A 17359-nucleotide genomic window follows, 5' to 3' on the forward strand; every position below is an offset into this window, starting at 1 on the left:
ACAAAGCCTTCCCGCCCCGTTCAGACCTTCTGCGCCATCTTCGCGATCAAACCTTTTACGTCATCCCCGCGGTCAGTTGGCGGGGATCGCTCTTTCCAGACGGCGTGACGTCGCCGGAGATGCCCGCCTGCGCGGGCATGACGAGAAGAGGGAAGATGGGGCGCGCTCAGGCTCGGCATCCGCGTAAATCATTCGGCACCCGCGTAAATTATAAAGGGGGCTTAGGCGAATGCGGGTCACTTAAGCCGATTGTTAGGAGAAACACCGGGGGGAGGTTCCCGCTTACGACGCCTCACTCCGGCGGGCGCCCCGGGTGTCTCGATGCTTAAACGATCGGCATTAGGGCTTAGGCGTTATTGCCGCTAAGCGCTCCCGACGGATAGCTCAGCTGCTCAGGGATTCGGCGCATAATCACCTTGCCGTGGCGTATCGATATGCGGGCTTTGGCCTGACGGCGCACCGCTTCGTAATCGCTTTCCGCATCCAGCACCAGCAGGTTGGCTGGCCGGCCCACGGCGATGCCGTAGCCTTCCCCCAGATTCAGCGCCCTGGCGCTATTATCGGTGACGAAATCCAGGCTGCGGCTCAGATCCTCATATCCCATCATGTGACAGATATGCAGCCCGGCGTCCAGCACGCGCAGGATGTTGCCGTTGCCGAGCGGATACCAGGGATCTTTGATGGAGTCCTGCCCGAAGCAGACGTTCATGCCGGCCCGATCGAGTTCCGCCACCCGCGTAATGCCGCGCCGCTTGGGAAAGGTGTCGAAACGCCCCTGGAGATGAATGCTCTCCGTCGGGCAGGAGACGAAACTGATGCCGGACAGGCGCAGCAGGCGGAACAGCTTGGAGCAGTAGGCGTTATCGTAGGAGCCCATGGCCACCGTATGACTGGCGGTCACCAACTGGCCGATTTGTCGCACCCTGGCCTCTTCCGCCAGCACTTCCAGAAAGCGCGACTGCGCGTCGTCGGTTTCATCGCAGTGCACGTCCACCAGACAGCCGGAACGTTCGGCCAAATCCATCAAAAACTTGATTGAACTGACGCCCTGTTCGCGGGTATTTTCGAAATGCGGAATGCCGCCGACGACGTCCGCCCCCATCTCAATGGCGCGCTCCATCAGCCGGCGGCCGTTGGCGAAGGATTCAATGCCTTCCTGCGGAAAGGCCACGATTTGCAGATCAATCAGCGCGCGCGCTTCCTCTTTCACCTCCAGCATGGCCTGCAGCGCCGCCAGGCTGGGGTCGGTGACGTCGATATGGGTGCGCACGTGCTGAATGCCGTGGTCGCGCAGCATGCCGATGGCGGCGTGCGCCCGGCGCTTGGTATCGTCATGCGTGATGGTCGCCTTGCGCTGGCTCCAGCGCTCTATGCCTTCGAACAGCGTGCCGCTCATATTCCATTGCGGTTCGCCTGCGGTTAGCGTGGCGTCGAGATGAATGTGCGGCTCGACCAGCGGCGGAATAACCAGCTGGCCGGCGGCGTCGATCTCCCCGCCGTTCGCCGAGGCGGGCAGGCGTTCTGGCTGCGCCTCAACGGCGGCGATGAGCGCGTTGTCGAGGGTGATGCTGAAAAGTCCGCTTTGCCGGCGGAGGACGGCGTTGATGATTTTCATAAAAACTCCTGCTGTTGCGCATGGGACATGCGCCAGATAAGTAGCGCGACGGATGCGTTTAAACGAAACTGGGGGTCGCCGAGCGACTGGCCCGATTGTCGTTCAATCCGCTGTAGCCGCTGATTGAGCGTATTACGGTGAATGGCGAGGCGTTCGGCCGCTTTGATCAGATTTCCGTTCTCCTGCAGCACGGCGTCCAGCGTTTCGATCAACTGCGCCGGTTTTTTGCGGTGGCCGTCGAATAGGCGGCCGAGGGTCTCCTGCATAAAGCGCGTCACCAGCTCCTGATCGGCGACGGCGGTCAGCAATTTGAGCACGCCGAGTTCGCTGTAGTCGCACAGTCCCTTGTCCGGGCGCATGCTTTCCGCGACCTCCAGCGCCCGCCGCGCTTCGCTCAGACCCGAGCGATAGTGCCGGGGCGCCGTCACCGTGGATGAAATACCGCTGAACAGTCTCAGCGGATGAATCTTTTGCCGCAGCGATTGCTGCACGGCGTACAGCCACTGTTTCCCCTGATGAAACTGCATACTGTCGTTGGGCAATACCAGGATAAACAGATCGCCGATCGTCACCAGCGGCAGGGTTTCGCCCAGCAGCGGCTGCTGCTCTTCCAGGCGCTGCCGCACCAGACGGCGCGCCGCCTGCAGGCGCGCTTCGGCATCCTCCGGCGCGTTGTCGTCGAACAGCGCCTTGATGGCGGAGAGACGTAGCGCGATGACCCGGCAAGGGCGGTCGAGCGTTAACTGAAGATGGCCGGCCCGCTGGCTGGCGATATCGATGCCCGGATAGTCGCCGGTCAGCAGCTGGGTCAGAATATCGCGCTGCGAGCGCAGCGTGGTTTCGCGCCGTACCAGCGCCGTGCCGATGAGCTGCGTAACGATGACCATTTTCAGCAGATAGGGTTGCTCGATCAGCGGCATGCCCAAGCGGGCGGCCAGCGCGACCACCGCGTCGGGAATGGCGCGAATGAAGGGGCCGCCGGTAAGGATCGTCAGACCGGCGATGCCGCTTTGCTGCCCTTCGCGCACCAGTTGCAGCAGGTTGCCTTCATCCCTGGGGTGATTAATCCCGGTGACGAAGACCAGCTCGCCGCCCATAATCCAGTCGGCGATGCCTTCGTTTTCCGCTACGTAATACCAGCGCACCGTGCGGTGAAGATTTTCCTCCCCCGCGCGCAGTTTCAGTTCAGCCAGCCCCGGCAATGCCAGGATTTCGCCGACGGACAGGCTCATTCTACTCTCCCTGTACGGCGACGGAGGAATTGACGCGTCTGGCAATCAGGCAGAGCGCAATATAGCTGGCGGCGGAGGCGGCGATGCCGACCAGCGGCGCGATCCACGGGGAGAAATAGGCCAGCAGCGCGCCAATCGCATAGGCGGCAAGGCCGACGACATTAAAACGCGGCAGCAGGGTGCGTTGAATCGACGGGTAGTGGCCGCGGTACCGGAACCAGTAGTCCGCCATGATCACCCCGCCGATAGGAGGAATAATGGAGCCGAGCAGAATCAGGAACGGGATCAGCATCTCGTACATGCCGCCGATAGCCAGCGCGATGCCCGCGACGGCGCCCAGCAGGGTCAACGTCCGGCGGCGTTCGCTGCGCAGCAGATGGCAGGCGGCGGCGGAAACGTTGTAGATGGTCGGCCCCTGAATGGTCCACAGGTTGAGGCACAGCATGATTACCGCGGCGACGGAGAGCCCTTGCAGCATCATCACGGCGACGATATCCGCCTGTTTATAGACAATCGCGCAGTAGGCGCCGGAGATAATCATCAAGCCGTTGCCGCCGAGAAAACTAAGGAAGCTGGCGGTGACGGCGATGCGGCCGCTGCGCGCCAGACGGGTCCAGTTGGTCGCCTGGGTGGCGCCGCTGGCGAAGGTGCCGAATACCATGGTGATGGCGGCGGAAAAGGTCATGGCGTTTTCCGGCTCGATCTTTTTCAGACCCTGCCAGCCGCCGATGTCACGGGTGGCGATCCACATGGAGGCGATCAGCATCACGAACATCAGCGGCACGGAAACGCGGGACAGGATATCCAGCCCTTTGTAGCCCACCAGCGCGGTGATGGAAAAGCCGAGACCGAACAGAATCATCAGCGGAACCGTATAGGCGTCGGGAAGATTCAGCAGTTTGCTCAGCGCGATGGCCAGGGTCGCGGTGCCCCAGGCGTACCAGCCCAGCTCGGCGAAGCCCAGCAGAAAATCGGAGAGTTTGCTGCCGATTTCACCGAAGCAAAAGCGCCCCATCAGCACGGAATTCAGACCGCTGCGCGCGGCAATCAGCGCAAGCGACGCGGCATACGCCGCCAGCAGCAGGTTGCCGACCACGGCCACCCACAGCATATCGCCGATATTGAAGGCGACGCCGATTTTCCCGCCGGCGAACATGGTGCCGGTAAAAAAGGTAAAACTGAATAACACCATCGAAATCGACAGTAATCCCTTGCGCCCCTCTTTGGGGGCTTCGCTTAGCGGGAATTCGTTCTGCTCGGACATATTGCTTTCCTCTGGTAAAAATGGGTTGCGTACCGACAGGGCACAGCAATAAACGTGCCTGATTTTTAAAGCGAAAAATCGCCGGATAACCTAGCAGCGGAAACGCTATTTGATGTGCATGTTGCATACTTTTATTTTTATATCCCGCAGATTACGCACTATAAGTGTGCGTATTGCCGTGCAATGCACTAAAAAGTGCGAGGCCCGCCGGAGGGCGGATAAGCAAGCCAACGCATCGGCGGCTTGCAGTATGACGGGTGTAAATGCGGTATTCGGCAGGCGGCGCTGCCCGGTTCCCGCGCACTGTGATAAACCTCTCGCTTTCTTGTTCATTAGCATGAAAATTTTTGTTTGTCCGACCGTTTTTTCGTGTCGCGACACATAGGCCATTTTATGCATGCGTAATAAAATAATTCCCAACCAATATATGATAAGGAATTATTTTATCGACCCTATTTATTGATAGAGCAATATTTTAATTACCATGAATTAATACAAATTCCACCAGGGAAATTTGTATCGATACCCTATTATCGATAACGTAGAAATTATAAGAGGTTTTATTATGCATACCATCGAACCATTGGCATGGTACGGAGCGTTAATCGGTCTTTTTATTGCTATTGTCCTTATATTAAAAAAAATAAATCCTGTTTACTCACTGTTCCTCGGCGCCATTCTCGGCGCCATCATCGGCGGCGCTAATCTGGATCAGACGCTGGCGTTATTGACGTCGGGCACGCAAAGCCTGATGGGCACCGTTATCCGCGTGCTGGCGGCCGGGGTGCTCGCCGGCGTGATGATGGAGTCGGGCGCGGCGGAAACCATCGCGCAGGCCATTGTGAAAAAGATGGGCGAAAGTAAAGCCATATTGGCGCTGGCGTTAGCCACCATGATTATTACTTCCGTGGGCGTATTTATTCCCGTTGCGGTATTAATTGTGGCGCCGATTGCGCTATCGGTGGGAAATAAAATGGGGATATCAAAACTGGCGTTATTGCTGGCGCTGTCCGGCGGCGGTAAAGCGGGTAACATTATTTCTCCGAACCCGAATACCATCGCCGCGGCCAATGGTTTCCACCTCAATTTGAGCGACGTTATGATCGCCGGTTTTATTCCCGCCCTGTGCGGTTTGCTGATGACCGTTATCGTCGCCTCACTGCTGAAAAATAAAGGCGTTAAGGTGAGCGATAACGAAGCCGCTGCGGCCTACGGTACGCAGAGCGCCAAGAGCGAGAAAACCTATCCGTCGCTGGGCAAAGCGATCGTCGCGCCGGCGTTGGCCGTTATCCTGCTGATGATTAACCCGATTGGTTCCATTTTCCACATCAGCGCGCTGTCCGCGTTCAAGCTCGACGCGCTCTACGTGCTGCCGCTGGCCGGCGTGGTCGGGTTGATTGCTATGGGGCAGAAGAGCAAGATTATCGCCTATACCACTTCCGGGCTGGAAAAGATGACGGCGACGGTACTGATCCTGATCGGCGCCGGATCGATCGCCGGGCTGATCGCCGCCTCCGACCTCTCCGCGCAGGTCGTGCAGCTGATTAATATCATGGGGATTTCAGGCACCTTCCTGGCGCCGATCTCCGGCATTCTGATGGCGGCGGCGACGGCATCGACCTCGACCGGCGTGATTCTGGCTACCAGCACTTTCGGCCATGCGATCTCCAATATCGGCATCGCGCCTATCGCTTCCGCGGTCATGGTGCATACCGGCGCGACGGTGATCGACTCCTTACCCCAGGGCAACTATTTCCACGTTACCGCGCAGAGCATGAATATGAGCATCAGACAGCGTATGAGCCTGCTGCCGTATGAAGCGATTGTCGGGGGAACCATGACGATTGTCGCCACTGTACTTTACGGCTTTATTTTTTAGGAAGAGGCAACCCACAATGAAAAAAGAGACCTTTGTTTTAGCTCCCGATTCGTTCAAAGAGAGCATGACGGCGAAAGAAGTGTGCAACGCTATGGAGAAAGGGTTAAAAAAAGTCTTTCCTAATGCGAACTATATTCATGTTCCCATGGCCGACGGCGGCGAAGGCACCACCCAGTCGTTAATCGACGCCACCCAGGGGAGCCTGTATTCGCTGACGGTCACCGGGCCGTTAGGCAAACCGGTGGAGGCCAGCTACGGCATCATGGGCAACGGCGAAATCGCCGTTATCGAGATGGCGTCCGCCAGCGGCATTCATTTCGTCAACCGCGACACCAAAAATCCGCTGGTGACCACCACCTACGGCACCGGCGAACTGATTCGCGCCTGCCTGGATAAAGGCATTAAAAAGATCATTTTGGGCATCGGCGGCAGCGCCACCAACGACGGCGGCGCCGGCATGGCGGAAGCGCTCGGCGTGCGCTTCTACGACGAATCCGGCGAACCTTTGCCATGCGGCGGCGGCGCGCTGGGTCGTCTGCACCATATCGATCTCTCCGGGCTGGATAGCCGATTGGCGCAGGTCGATATTCAGGTGGCCTGCGATGTGACCAACCCGCTGTGCGGCGAACAGGGCGCTTCCGCGATTTTTGGGCCGCAGAAAGGCGCCACGCCGGATATGGTGGCGCAGTTGGACGCCAATCTGGCGCACTACGCCGCGGTCATCCGCGCTCAGTTGAATAAGGACGTCGCCGATATTCCGGGGGCGGGCGCGGCCGGCGGCCTGGGCGCCGGACTGATGGCCTTTACGCGCTGCACGCTGCGCAAAGGGATTGATATCGTTGTGGAATTCAGCGGACTGCGCGACAAATTGGTCGGCGCCGATTTTTGCTTTACCGGCGAAGGTCGTATCGACTATCAAACCAAGTTCGGCAAAACGCCGTATGGCGTCGCTAAAACCGCCCAGGCGCAGGGCGTACCGGTGATTGCCGTTTCCGGCTGCATCGGCGACGGCGTCGATACGCTCTATGACGAAGGCATCGATGCCATTTTTGGGATTATTCCGCATGTGGACAGCCTTGACGCCTTGTTAAAAGACGGCGCGATAAATATGGAACGCGCCTGCGAGAATATCGGCCGGTTAATGAAAATAGCCGCTTTATAAATTAAGAATCCATTTATAAAAGGACATCATCATGGCTGAAACCGTGCGGCGTACGAAAATAGTCGCAACCTTAGGTCCCGCCACGGATCGGGATAATAACCTGGAGAAGATAATCAGCGCGGGTGCGAACGTGGTGCGTTTTAATTTCTCTCACGGCTCGGCGGAAGATCATCTCGCCCGTGCGGAAAAAGTGCGCGCGATAGCCCGCCGTCTGGGAAAACATGTCGCCATTTTAGGCGATCTGCAGGGGCCGAAAATTCGCGTATCCACCTTTAAGGAAGGCAAGGTTTTTCTGAACGTCGGCGATGAATTTATCCTCGACGCGCAGTTGGAAAAAGGGCTGGGCGATAACGCCCAGGTAGGCATCGATTATAAGGCGCTGCCGCGCGATGTGGCGCCGGGCGATGTGTTGTTGCTGGATGACGGTCGTATTCAGCTACGCGTGCTGCGCATTGACGGTGAAAAGATCGTGACCGCGGTGACGGTGGGCGGCGTTTTATCAAATAACAAAGGCGTCAATAAATTAGGCGGCGGACTTTCGGCGCAGGCGCTCACGGAGAAAGATAAGGCGGATATTCTGCTGGCGGCCAAAATGAACGTTGATTTTTTGGCGGTCTCCTTCCCGCGCTGCGGCGAGGATTTGCGCTATGCGCGCCGTCTGGCGCGCGACGCGGGCTGCCAGGCGGCGATTGTGGCCAAGGTGGAGCGGGCGGAGGCGGTCGCGACCCAGGAGAGCATGGACGATATGATCCTCGCCTCCGACGTCATTATGGTGGCGCGCGGCGATCTGGGCGTTGAAATCGGCGACGCCGCGCTGGTCGGCGTACAGAAACAGCTGATCCAGCGTTCGCGCCAGCTGAACCGCGTGGTGATCACCGCCACCCAGATGATGGAATCGATGATTAGCAACCCGATGCCGACGCGCGCCGAAGTGATGGATGTGGCTAACGCGGTATTGGACGGCACCGATGCGGTGATGCTATCGGCGGAGACGGCTGCCGGCAGCTACCCGGGCGAGGCGGTGGCGGCGATGGCGGGCGTGTGTCTGGGGGCCGAGCGTATTCCGCGTATCAGCATCTCAAAGCACCGTCTGGACGTGCAGTTTTCCAACATCGAAGAGATGGCGGCCATGTCGGCCATGTACGCCGCCAACCATCTGCGAGGGGTGAAAGCGGTAATCGCGCTGACCGAATCGGGACGCACCGCCCGCATGATGTCGCGCATCAGTTCCGGGCTGCCGATCTTTGCGCTGTCGCGTCACGATGCGACGCTTAACCTGACCGCGCTCTACCGCGGCGTGACGCCGGTGCGCTTCGACGGCCGGGCCACGGGGCCGGAAGCCGCGCAGGACGCGATGGAGCTGCTGCGGGAGTGCGGCGCGTTGTCGTCCGGCGATAGCGTGATTTTGACTCAGGGGGATAGCGTCGGGCAAATAGGCAGCACCAACACCTGCCGCATTTGCGTCGTCGCGTAACGCGCTACCCGAAGGCCGCCGCGCCGCTACGGCGCGGCGGCGACTTGTATGCACGAAATCCCCGCCGTGCCGATAGAAACGCTTCGCCACATCTCCCCCGTCTTTTATTCGTAAGCGCAGGGATTCATCGTGGGTTTTGCCGTTACCCGGCATAATTAGCCGCAAATCGCATTCTTTAATGCATATCGATATGAATGTCTTATTAAATTACAAAAAATAGTGGCGACGCGCGTGGCGTTTTCGTCATCGGGCGTCAAGCATGTCTATGTGCTATTTTTAGTGCCGCACCTGGGGATAATAAATGACAGATTACTATTTTGACGCGAAATTAGCCTCTTCGATCGTCAAACGAACCATGGATATTATTCACTGTAATATCAATGTGATGGATGCTAAAGGCCGCATTATCGGCAGCGGCGATCGGGAGCGGATCGGCGAAATTCACGAAGGCGCGCTGCTGGCGCTGACGCAGGAGCGCATCGTGTCTATCGACGACGCTTCCACGCACACCTTGCATGGCGTGAAGCCGGGGATCAATCTGCCGCTGCGCCTTAACAACCAGATTGTCGGCGTCATCGGCCTGACGGGGAACCCGGAGGGGCTGCGGCAATTCGGCGAACTGGTCTGCATGACCGCGGAGATGATGCTGGAGCAGGCGAATTTGCTGCAGCTATTGGCGCAGAACAGCCGTCTGCGCGAAGAGCTGGTGCTGAGTATGATACGCAACGACGTCTACTCCTCGACGATGCAAGAGTGGGCGCAACGCCTGGGCGTCGATTTGCTGCGGCCGCGCGTCGCCATGGTGGTGGAGCTGGACAGCGGACAACTGGGCGTGAGCACCGCCATGAGCGAGCTGCAGCAGCTGCAGTCGCTGCTGATGGAAACCGGCAAGGATGATCTGATGGCGATCGTATCGCTGACCGAGATGGTGGTGCTCAAACCGGCATACCTGCACGCGGAACGCTGGGAGCCGGAAGAGCACAAGCGCCGTATGACATTGCTGCACCAGCGTCTGCAGCAGGAAAGCCCGCTGAAGGGACGCCTGGCGTTGGGCAAGTTTTTCCCCGGAGAAGGCGGCGTCGCCCGTTCTTATCAGACGGCGAAAACCACGATAAAAGTGGGCAAGCAGCGGATGCCCGACGTTCAGTGCTACTGCTATCAGGACATCAAACTGCCCGTCCTGCTGGATAGCCTGCGCGACGGCTGGCAGGCGACCGAACTGGTCAGCCCCCTGCAGCGGCTCAAAGCGATGGACGGCAATGGGGTGTTCAGAAAAACGCTGCATACCTGGATTCGTCACAACCAGCAGGCGGGCGCGACCGCCAGCGCGCTTTTTATCCATAAGAATACGCTGGAGTACCGGCTGCGGCGTATTTCCGAACTGACCGGGTTGAATCTGTCCGTGTTTGAAGATCGTTTCCTGCTTTACGTCGCCGCGCAGCTGGATGAGGAGTAGTTATTCCTCTGTACGAAAGGCCGGCTTGGGTTTACGGCATAGGTCTGAGATGCGGGCCAGACACCGCCGATCGAGGGAAGGAACGCGTCGTCGCGCGGTGGCGCTGGTGAAATCATGATTATCGTTATACGTGAAACGCCGACATCGAGCGGATAAGCTGCTGTGACTGTTCTTCCAGCGATTGCGTGGTGACGGAGAACGATTTCACTAGCTGGGTATTCTGCTGCGCCGCTTTATCGATTTGCGCGAAGGCGATATTGACCTGTTCAATGCCTCGGTATTGTTCCTGCGTCGCGTTGGAAATATTTTTCATCAATTGGGTGATCCGCATGATCGTGCCATCCATGTCGTCCATGGTTTCACCCGCGCGGGAAGCCAGCTCCAGCCCTTCGGAAATGCGCGTTTGTGAATCAGCGATCAGCGCGCGGATCTCTTTGGCCGCCTGCCCGCTGTGCAGCGCCAGATTGCGAACCTCTCCGGCCACGACGGCGAATCCCCGGCCTTGCTCGCCCGCGCGGGCCGATTCAACCGAGGCGTTCAGCGCCAGAATATTGGTCTGAAAGGCAATACCGTCAATCACGCCGAGAATGTCGTTAATCCGTTTGGCGCTGCTGTCGATCTCCTGCATTTTTTCGATGACATAGCAGACTGATTCGCTGCTAAGAGCGCTGGTATCGGTCGCGCTGTTGGCTAACTGATGCGCTAATGCCGCATGTTCGGCATTGTTTTTCACGGTGGCGCTGAGCTGTTCCATACTGGCTGCGGTTTGCTCCAGCGAGGCGGCGGACGCTTCAGTACGCTGGGAAAGACGACTATTTTCTTCAAAGAGTTCGCGGCTGCCGCGATCGATCTGCGTGCTGGCGTCACGCACCTGCCTGACGGAATCCAGCAGCGAGCCCTGCATCCGGCCGATCGCATCGTTCAGCCGACCCAGCTCGTTATTTCCCCCGAGCATCACGCGGCAGGTAAGATCGCCCTGCGCCACGCGCTCCAGCTGTTCAATGGCGTAATTCAGCGGCTTGAGCAGCATATGGCGCAGGGCTGCCCAGGCAAGAGCGACCAGCGATATCGACAGCAGGCAGGAGAAAATGATGAGCAACCGCATTAAGCGCTCATTGCGTTCGGACAGCGCCAGCCTCTGCTCAGAGAGTTGCCCGGCGTACAGGTGAAATGCCTGGATGGATTGATCGAAAGCGTCGCTCAGCGGGCCGAGCTGTTTTTCCAGTACGTCGTAATATTCGTCGGTGTACTGTTTCTGCAAGGCGCTGAGCATCGGCGTCATGCCTTGTTCGAAATAGGCCTGATAGGCTTTCTGTACTGCCTGCGCCAGCGTGTGCCGTTGGGTATTGGGATCGACGGACGCCATGACGCGCGCAATTTCCTGCTGAGACTGGCGCAGGTTATTTTCCACGGTTTGGGTCGCTTTCGTTCCATCGTCAAGCAACCCGCTTTCAATTTTCCTCACCGCCAGCGCTGCCGATGCCCTGGCTCTTAGCGTCTGGTTATAGCCGTTCATCAGGCTACTTAACTCTGTTCCCTGAATTTTATTCAGCGATAGAAGCGCTTCTTTGTCTTTTTTAATCGCTAGGAGACCCATACCGCTAACAATAAGCAGTAACAACGTGGTCAATAATAATAATGTTAATAACCCGGCTCGAATGGAGGTATTTTTTAGTCCCATGGTTTCCTTTTCCTTGTGTGCGAATGAAGAGACAAACGTGGTAAATCTTGCAGCCTCGTCAAACCTCAATTTCCCTCGAGGCCGTTCATCAAAAAGAACATCACAGAAAATACGGATTAGTGCGGCGCGAACATCGCTAATTCCGGTAATACTACAACAAAATTAGTTAGATAGAGCCACGCGGACTACCCGGATAACCGGGTGAATCATCTGTCCGCTACAGGTTAGCCGGATTAGCGCGAGGTTTTAACTTTGTTTTTTCGCTTTGCCTAACTAAAAATCGGCTTAAAAGCGATAACCATTAGGGTAATGCGACAGCTATTTTGCAATATGCGCGGCGCCGGTCGGCGCAGCCGTAGAACGGGGCGTCAGCGATAAAAAATCGCTATATAAAAAAGATCGGCCGTTCTGGCACTATCGACAGGAAAGCGCGATATTCGCCGGTTGAACCAGTGGATGTCTGGCTGCGCGCCCGGTGCGATGTGATAAGGAGAGTGACGGATGAAAACAGCGGTGGTTTTGCGTCATGTGCATTTCGAAAATCTGGGTATGCTTGAGTCGTTATTACCCGCCTGCGGTTATCAATTTCGCTATCTCGATCCGGCGGTTGATGATTTGTCGCCGGCCGCGTCGGATCGCTGTGATTTGCTGGTGGTTCTGGGCGGGCCGATAGGGGCCTTTGACCACGAAAGTTATCCTTTTTTAACCGCCGAGTTAACGCTGATTAGCCAGCGTCTGGCGAGCCAAAGGCCCATTCTGGGGATCTGCCTGGGCGCCCAGCTGATGGCGCGCGCCTTAGGCAAGCATGTCGGGCCGATGGGAGTGAAAGAAATTGGCTTTAGCCCACTGTCGCTAACCCCGGCCGGCGAAAGTTCCGTGCTGTCGCCTCTGGCCGGCGTGCCGGTTTTGCATTGGCACGGCGATCGGTTTGAAATACCCGATGATGCGCATGTGCTGGCGCAAACGCCGATTTGCCCTCATCAGGCCTTTGCGCTGGGCGCTGTCGCCCTCTTCCCGCAACCCGAATGAGTTAGAATATATGGCTGAATTGGGGAAAACGGCGATGTTAACATCCGCGAACGATCCGCAATAAAAATGCACGTTAACGTACGAAATGATTTAGTTCTCTGTAGGATAACCCCATCCCCCGCTGTTTTTTATTCTCCGCGTTAAAAATAAATCATTCTCCGTAACGTAATGAATCATCGCGTTTATTAGGCCGATATCGCCTGTCGGGGTGATTTTTTATTGGCGCGGTTATCCGCCTGGCACAGGGCTTGCTCTATTTATCGTGAACCTAACTAGCATGACGTTGCTATTTAACACTAATTAAATAGGGGTATGTGATGACTCGGAAATTAGCGATTTACGGTAAGGGTGGGATTGGTAAATCAACGACCACACAAAATACGGCGGCGGCTTTGGCTTATTTCCATAGCAAGAAGATCTTTATTCATGGTTGCGATCCAAAGGCGGACTCCACGCGTTTAATATTGGGCGGTAAGCCTCAGGAAACGCTGATGGACGTATTACGCGATCAGGGCGCCGAGAAAATCACCAATGAAATGGTGGTGAAAAAAGGCGTATTTGATATTCGCTGCGTGGAATCCGGCGGCCCGGAACCGGGGGTGGGATGCGCCGGCCGCGGCGTGATTACCGCGATTGATTTAATGGAGAATAATAAAGCCTATACGGACGATCTGGATTTTATTTTCTTTGACGTGCTGGGGGATGTGGTGTGCGGCGGCTTCGCCATGCCGATTCGCGATGGCAAAGCCCAGGAGGTGTATATCGTCGCCTCCGGCGAAATGATGGCCATCTACGCGGCGAATAATATCTGCAAAGGGTTGGTGAAATATGCCAAGCAGAGCGGCGTACGCCTCGGCGGTATTATTTGCAACAGCCGTAATGTGGATGGGGAAAAGGATTTTCTTGAGGAGTTCACCGCCGCCATTGGCACGAAAATGATTCACTTTGTGCCGCGCGACAATATTGTGCAAAAAGCCGAGTTTAATAAAAAGACGGTGACGGAATTCGATCCTGAAGCCAATCAGGCGAAAGAGTATTGCGAGCTGGGCCGCAAGATTATCGAAAATACCGATTTGGTTATTCCCCGGCCGTTAAGCATGGATCAACTGGAATCCATGGTGGTGAAATATGGTCTTTCCGACTAATACATAACGGCGGTAATTAACAGGACCGTTCGGCGGTATTGATAATCTTAACCACATGTGAGGAATCTATTATGCCTTACCATGAGTTTGACTGTAGTAAATGTATTCCAGAGCGGAAACAGCATGCCGTAGATAAAGGGCCTGATGAGGATTTAACGTCGGCTCTCCCGAAGGGCTATTTAAATACCATTCCGGGGACCATTTCCGAACGCGGTTGCGCCTACTGCGGCGCGAAGCATGTTATCGGCACGCCGATGAAAGACGTTATTCATATCAGCCACGGCCCGGTTGGCTGTACCTATGATACCTGGCAGACAAAACGCTATATCAGCGATAACGATAATTTCCAGCTTAAATACACTTTTGCCACCGATATGAAGGAAAAACATATCGTATTTGGCGCCGAAGGCGTGCTGAAGAAAAATATCATCGAAGCGTTTGACGCCCATCCATCAATTAAACGGATGACCATTTACCAAACCTGCGCCTCGGCGCTGATTGGCGATGATCTCGCCGCGGTGGCGCAGGACGTGATGGACGAACGCCCCGATGTGGATATTTTTGTCTGCAATTCGCCGGGATTCGCCGGCCCCAGCCAGTCCGGCGGGCACCATAAAATCAATATCGCCTGGATCAATCAGAAGGTCGGTACGGTGGAGCCGAAAATAACCAGCGATTACGTCATTAACTATGTCGGTGAATACAATATTCAGGGCGATCAGGAGGTCATGACCGACTACTTCAAACGCATGGGAATCCAGGTGCTTTCCACCTTCACCGGCAATGGCTCCTATGACGACCTGCGCGCCATGCACGGCGCGCAGCTGAACGTGCTGGAGTGCGCCCGCTCGGCGGAATATATCTGCAATGAACTGCGCGTCCGCTATGGGATTCCCCGGCTGGACATCGACGGATTCGGCTTCGGCCCGCTGGCCGATTCGCTGAAAAAGATCGGCCTGTTTTTCGGCATCGAGGATCGCGCGCAGGCGATTATCGACGAAGAAACGGCGCGCTGGAAGCCGGAGCTGGACTGGTATCGGGAGCGCCTGAAAGGCAAGAAAGTCTGTATCTGGCCCGGCGGTTCGAAGCTGTGGCACTGGGCGCACGTTATCCATGAAGAGATGGGGGTCGAAGTGGTGTCGGTATACACCAAGTTCGGCCATCAGGGAGATATGGAAAAAGGCATCGCCCGCTGCGAAGCCGGGGCGCTGGCTATCGACGATCCCAACGAGCTGGAGTCGCTGGAGGCGATGTACAAGCTGAAACCGGACGTGATTTTTACCGGCAAGCGGCCGGGCGAAGTGGCGAAGAAGATTCGCGTGCCTTACCTCAACGCGCACGCCTACCACAACGGGCCGTATAAGGGTTTTGAAGGCTGGGTGCGTTTCGCCCGCGATATTTACAACGCCATTTATTCGCCGATTCATCAGTTGGCCAAACTTGATATCAGTCGGGATGAGATACCGACCGAGCGGGGTTTCGTCACCGCCAAAATGCTTTCCGACGCCGGCTTGAGCGAAGAGGTCCGCCATGCGCCCGGCCTGCGTGAATATAGCGGCGGCTACGACAGCGTATCCAAACTGCGCGATCGCCAGTATCCGGTTTTCGCCGAACAATCCGCCGTCGCTGAAGAGTAGGGGGGCGCTATGACGAATGCAGATGAGTCGAAGATTGAGGCGATGGTGGACTACATCATGAAAAACTGCCTCTGGCAGTTTCACTCCCGCTCCTGGGATCGGGAAAAGCAAAATGCCGGCATTCTGCTGAAAACGCAGCAGATACTGTGCGATGAAGCGGTCGATCTGAGCACGCCGGCCGATCGCTGTTACTGGGCGGACGCGGCGGTGCTGGCGGAGGCCTACCGGGCCCGGTTCGCCTGGCTGAAGGAGATGGATAACGACGCGATCCGCGCGCTGATGAAGGCGCTGCATGAGCGGATTGATTATCTGACCATCACCGGGTCGCTGAATGCGGAACTCACCGATCAACGCTATTAGAAGGTGGCTGAAATGTCTTGTGAATTGAAAACGAAAGAGCGTGTCGGCGTGATCAACCCGATTTTTACCTGTCAGCCGGCCGGCGTGCAGTACGCCAGCATCGGCATCAAGGATTGCATCGGCATCGTACATGGCGGGCAGGGGTGCGTGATGTTTGTGCGCCTGCTGATTTCCCAGCATCTGAAAGAAAGTTTTGAGATCGCCTCGTCGTCGGTGCATGAGGACGGCGCGGTGTTCGGCGCGCTGGACCGGGTTGAGCAGGCGGTTGACGTCCTGCTGATGCGTTATCCCCACGTTAAAGTGATTCCCATCATCACCACCTGTTCGACCGAGGTTATCGGCGATGATGTGGACGGCGTGGTCATCAAACTGAACGAAGGCTTGTTAAAGGAGAAATTTCCCGGGCGCGAGGTCCACCTGATTCCGATCCATTCGCCCAGTTTTGTTGGCAGTATGGTCAGCGGCTATGACCTGGCCGTCCGGGATTTCGTGAAATATTTTGCCGCAAAAAGCGAGCCGAACGGCAAGCTGAATCTGATCACCGGCTGGGCCAATCCGGGCGATGTCGCCGCGCTCAAGCATCTGCTGGCGGAAATGCAGATCGACGCCACCGTACTGTTTGAGATCGAGAATTTCGATTCGCCGCTGATGCCGTCCGGCAATACGGTTTCGCACGGCAATACCACCATTGAAGATTTAACCGGCACGGCGAATGCGCTGGGCACTATCGCCCTAAACCGTTATGAAGGGGGCAAGGCGGCCCGCTATCTGGAGGAACAATTCGGCATACCGACCATTATCGGGCCTTCCCCCATCGGCATCCGCAATACCGACGCCTTGCTGCAAAATCTTAAACAGATGACGGGAAAACCCATTCCGCCGTCGCTGGTGCGGGAGCGCGGGATTGCCATCGATGCGTTAACCGATCTGGTTCATATGTTTCTTGCCGATAAGCGCGTGGCGATTTACGGCAATCCTGATTTGGTGATTGGACTGGCGGAGTTTTGCCTGGATCTGGAAATGAAGCCGGTGCTGCTGCTGCTGGGCGACGACAACGCCGGCTATGAAAGCGATCCGCGCGTTCTGGCGCTACAGGAAAACGTCGATTACGGCATGGAGATCGTGACCAACGCCGATCTGTGGGAACTGGAAAACCGCATTACCCAGCAATCGCTTGAGCTGGATCTGATCCTCGGCCATTCCAAAGGGCGCTTTACGGCTATCGATAACCAGATCCCGATGGTGAGGGTGGGCTTCCCGACTTACGATCGCGCCGGGCTTTATCGGCACCCGGTGGTGGGATATGCCGGCGCTATCTGGCTGGCGGAGCAGATGGCCAACGTGCTGTTCACCGATATGGAATACAAGAAAAACAAAGAGTGGATTCTGAACGTCTGGTGACGGCAGCGTTTTCTCATCTTCCCG

13 protein-coding genes are annotated in these 17359 nt (G+C 56.7%); 9 read left to right on the forward strand and 4 right to left on the reverse strand.

The window, feature by feature from the left end; translation table 11 throughout:
* Positions 1 to 346 precede the first annotated feature (346 nt).
* Genes codA through codB form a run of 3 tightly spaced genes read right to left on the reverse strand, consistent with a single transcriptional unit; the run spans position 347 to position 4111 of the window.
* The gene (gene codA, locus VSX58_RS17595; protein ID WP_327619231.1) at positions 347 to 1615 is read right to left on the reverse strand and encodes a cytosine deaminase; all 1269 of its coding nucleotides are present in this window, start codon (positions 1613 to 1615) and stop codon (positions 347 to 349) included.
* The gene (locus VSX58_RS17600) at positions 1612 to 2847 is read right to left on the reverse strand and encodes a PucR family transcriptional regulator (protein ID WP_327619232.1); all 1236 of its coding nucleotides are present in this window, start codon (positions 2845 to 2847) and stop codon (positions 1612 to 1614) included. The genes codA and VSX58_RS17600 overlap by 4 nt, the downstream gene beginning before the upstream one ends.
* A gap of 1 nt (position 2848) precedes the next feature.
* Positions 2849 to 4111 (reverse strand): cytosine permease, encoded by a 1263-nt coding sequence (gene codB, locus VSX58_RS17605; RefSeq protein ID WP_327619233.1) that lies wholly within the window; start codon positions 4109 to 4111, stop codon positions 2849 to 2851.
* 565 nt (positions 4112 to 4676) lie between these two features.
* On the opposite strand from codB, the gene VSX58_RS17610 reads away from it, so the two are divergent.
* The 4 genes from VSX58_RS17610 (at position 4677) to VSX58_RS17625 (ending at position 10082) form a co-directional block, all read left to right on the forward strand.
* Positions 4677 to 5990 carry a GntP family permease gene (locus tag VSX58_RS17610; protein ID WP_327615419.1) on the forward strand — a complete coding sequence of 438 codons (1314 nt, stop codon included), beginning with the start codon at positions 4677 to 4679 and terminating at the stop codon, positions 5988 to 5990.
* 16 nt (positions 5991 to 6006) lie between these two features.
* Complete coding sequence (locus VSX58_RS17615; RefSeq protein ID WP_327615420.1) at positions 6007 to 7152, forward strand: glycerate kinase family protein; 1146 nt, start codon at positions 6007 to 6009, stop codon at positions 7150 to 7152.
* 31 nt (positions 7153 to 7183) lie between these two features.
* Positions 7184 to 8626 carry a pyruvate kinase gene (gene pyk / locus VSX58_RS17620; RefSeq protein WP_327619234.1) on the forward strand — a complete coding sequence of 481 codons (1443 nt, stop codon included), beginning with the start codon at positions 7184 to 7186 and terminating at the stop codon, positions 8624 to 8626.
* Positions 8627 to 8927: 301 nt separating this feature from the next.
* Positions 8928 to 10082, forward strand: coding sequence for a CdaR family transcriptional regulator (locus tag VSX58_RS17625; RefSeq protein WP_327615422.1), 1155 nt, complete (start codon positions 8928 to 8930; stop codon positions 10080 to 10082).
* 124 nt (positions 10083 to 10206) lie between these two features.
* Here VSX58_RS17625 and VSX58_RS17630 read toward each other — a convergent pair whose 3' ends face one another.
* Complete coding sequence (locus VSX58_RS17630) at positions 10207 to 11763, reverse strand: methyl-accepting chemotaxis protein (RefSeq protein WP_327619235.1); 1557 nt, start codon at positions 11761 to 11763, stop codon at positions 10207 to 10209.
* A 501-nt stretch (positions 11764 to 12264) separates the two neighbouring features.
* Between VSX58_RS17630 and VSX58_RS17635 the strand changes: the two genes are divergently transcribed.
* From VSX58_RS17635 to anfK, 5 genes are all read left to right on the forward strand, one after another.
* Positions 12265 to 12792: a glutamine amidotransferase-related protein gene (locus VSX58_RS17635; RefSeq protein ID WP_327619236.1), complete on the forward strand. Its 528-nt coding sequence runs from the start codon at positions 12265 to 12267 to the stop codon at positions 12790 to 12792.
* 317 nt (positions 12793 to 13109) lie between these two features.
* Positions 13110 to 13937, forward strand: coding sequence for a nitrogenase iron protein (gene nifH, locus VSX58_RS17640; protein ID WP_327619237.1), 828 nt, complete (start codon positions 13110 to 13112; stop codon positions 13935 to 13937).
* Between the two features lie 71 nt (positions 13938 to 14008).
* On the forward strand, positions 14009 to 15574 hold the full coding sequence (anfD, locus tag VSX58_RS17645) for a nitrogenase iron-iron protein, alpha chain (RefSeq protein WP_327619238.1): 1566 nt from the start codon (positions 14009 to 14011) through the stop codon (positions 15572 to 15574).
* Between the two features lie 9 nt (positions 15575 to 15583).
* Positions 15584 to 15934, forward strand: a complete 351-nt coding sequence (anfG, locus tag VSX58_RS17650) for a Fe-only nitrogenase subunit delta (protein WP_327619239.1) — start codon at positions 15584 to 15586, stop codon at positions 15932 to 15934.
* A 12-nt stretch (positions 15935 to 15946) separates the two neighbouring features.
* The gene (anfK, locus tag VSX58_RS17655) at positions 15947 to 17335 is read left to right on the forward strand and encodes a Fe-only nitrogenase subunit beta (RefSeq protein ID WP_327619240.1); all 1389 of its coding nucleotides are present in this window, start codon (positions 15947 to 15949) and stop codon (positions 17333 to 17335) included.
* The last annotated feature ends 24 nt before the right edge of the window (positions 17336 to 17359 follow it).

The sequence above is a fragment of the Brenneria populi genome (assembly GCF_036016195.1).
GTDB classification, from domain to species: domain Bacteria; phylum Pseudomonadota; class Gammaproteobacteria; order Enterobacterales; family Enterobacteriaceae; genus Brenneria; species Brenneria populi.

Coding starts and splice junctions, on each gene's coding strand:
- codA (WP_327619231.1), bottom strand. CDS start 1,615: ATGAAAATCATCAACGCCGTCCTCCGCCGGCAAAGCGGACTTTTCAGC.
- anfD (WP_327619238.1), top strand. CDS start 14,009: ATGCCTTACCATGAGTTTGACTGTAGTAAATGTATTCCAGAGCGGAAA.
- pyk (WP_327619234.1), top strand. CDS start 7,184: ATGGCTGAAACCGTGCGGCGTACGAAAATAGTCGCAACCTTAGGTCCC.
- VSX58_RS17635 (WP_327619236.1), top strand. CDS start 12,265: ATGAAAACAGCGGTGGTTTTGCGTCATGTGCATTTCGAAAATCTGGGT.
- VSX58_RS17610 (WP_327615419.1), top strand. CDS start 4,677: ATGCATACCATCGAACCATTGGCATGGTACGGAGCGTTAATCGGTCTT.
- VSX58_RS17625 (WP_327615422.1), top strand. CDS start 8,928: ATGACAGATTACTATTTTGACGCGAAATTAGCCTCTTCGATCGTCAAA.
- VSX58_RS17630 (WP_327619235.1), bottom strand. CDS start 11,763: ATGGGACTAAAAAATACCTCCATTCGAGCCGGGTTATTAACATTATTA.
- VSX58_RS17600 (WP_327619232.1), bottom strand. CDS start 2,847: ATGAGCCTGTCCGTCGGCGAAATCCTGGCATTGCCGGGGCTGGCTGAA.
- codB (WP_327619233.1), bottom strand. CDS start 4,111: ATGTCCGAGCAGAACGAATTCCCGCTAAGCGAAGCCCCCAAAGAGGGG.
- anfK (WP_327619240.1), top strand. CDS start 15,947: ATGTCTTGTGAATTGAAAACGAAAGAGCGTGTCGGCGTGATCAACCCG.
- anfG (WP_327619239.1), top strand. CDS start 15,584: ATGACGAATGCAGATGAGTCGAAGATTGAGGCGATGGTGGACTACATC.
- VSX58_RS17615 (WP_327615420.1), top strand. CDS start 6,007: ATGAAAAAAGAGACCTTTGTTTTAGCTCCCGATTCGTTCAAAGAGAGC.
- nifH (WP_327619237.1), top strand. CDS start 13,110: ATGACTCGGAAATTAGCGATTTACGGTAAGGGTGGGATTGGTAAATCA.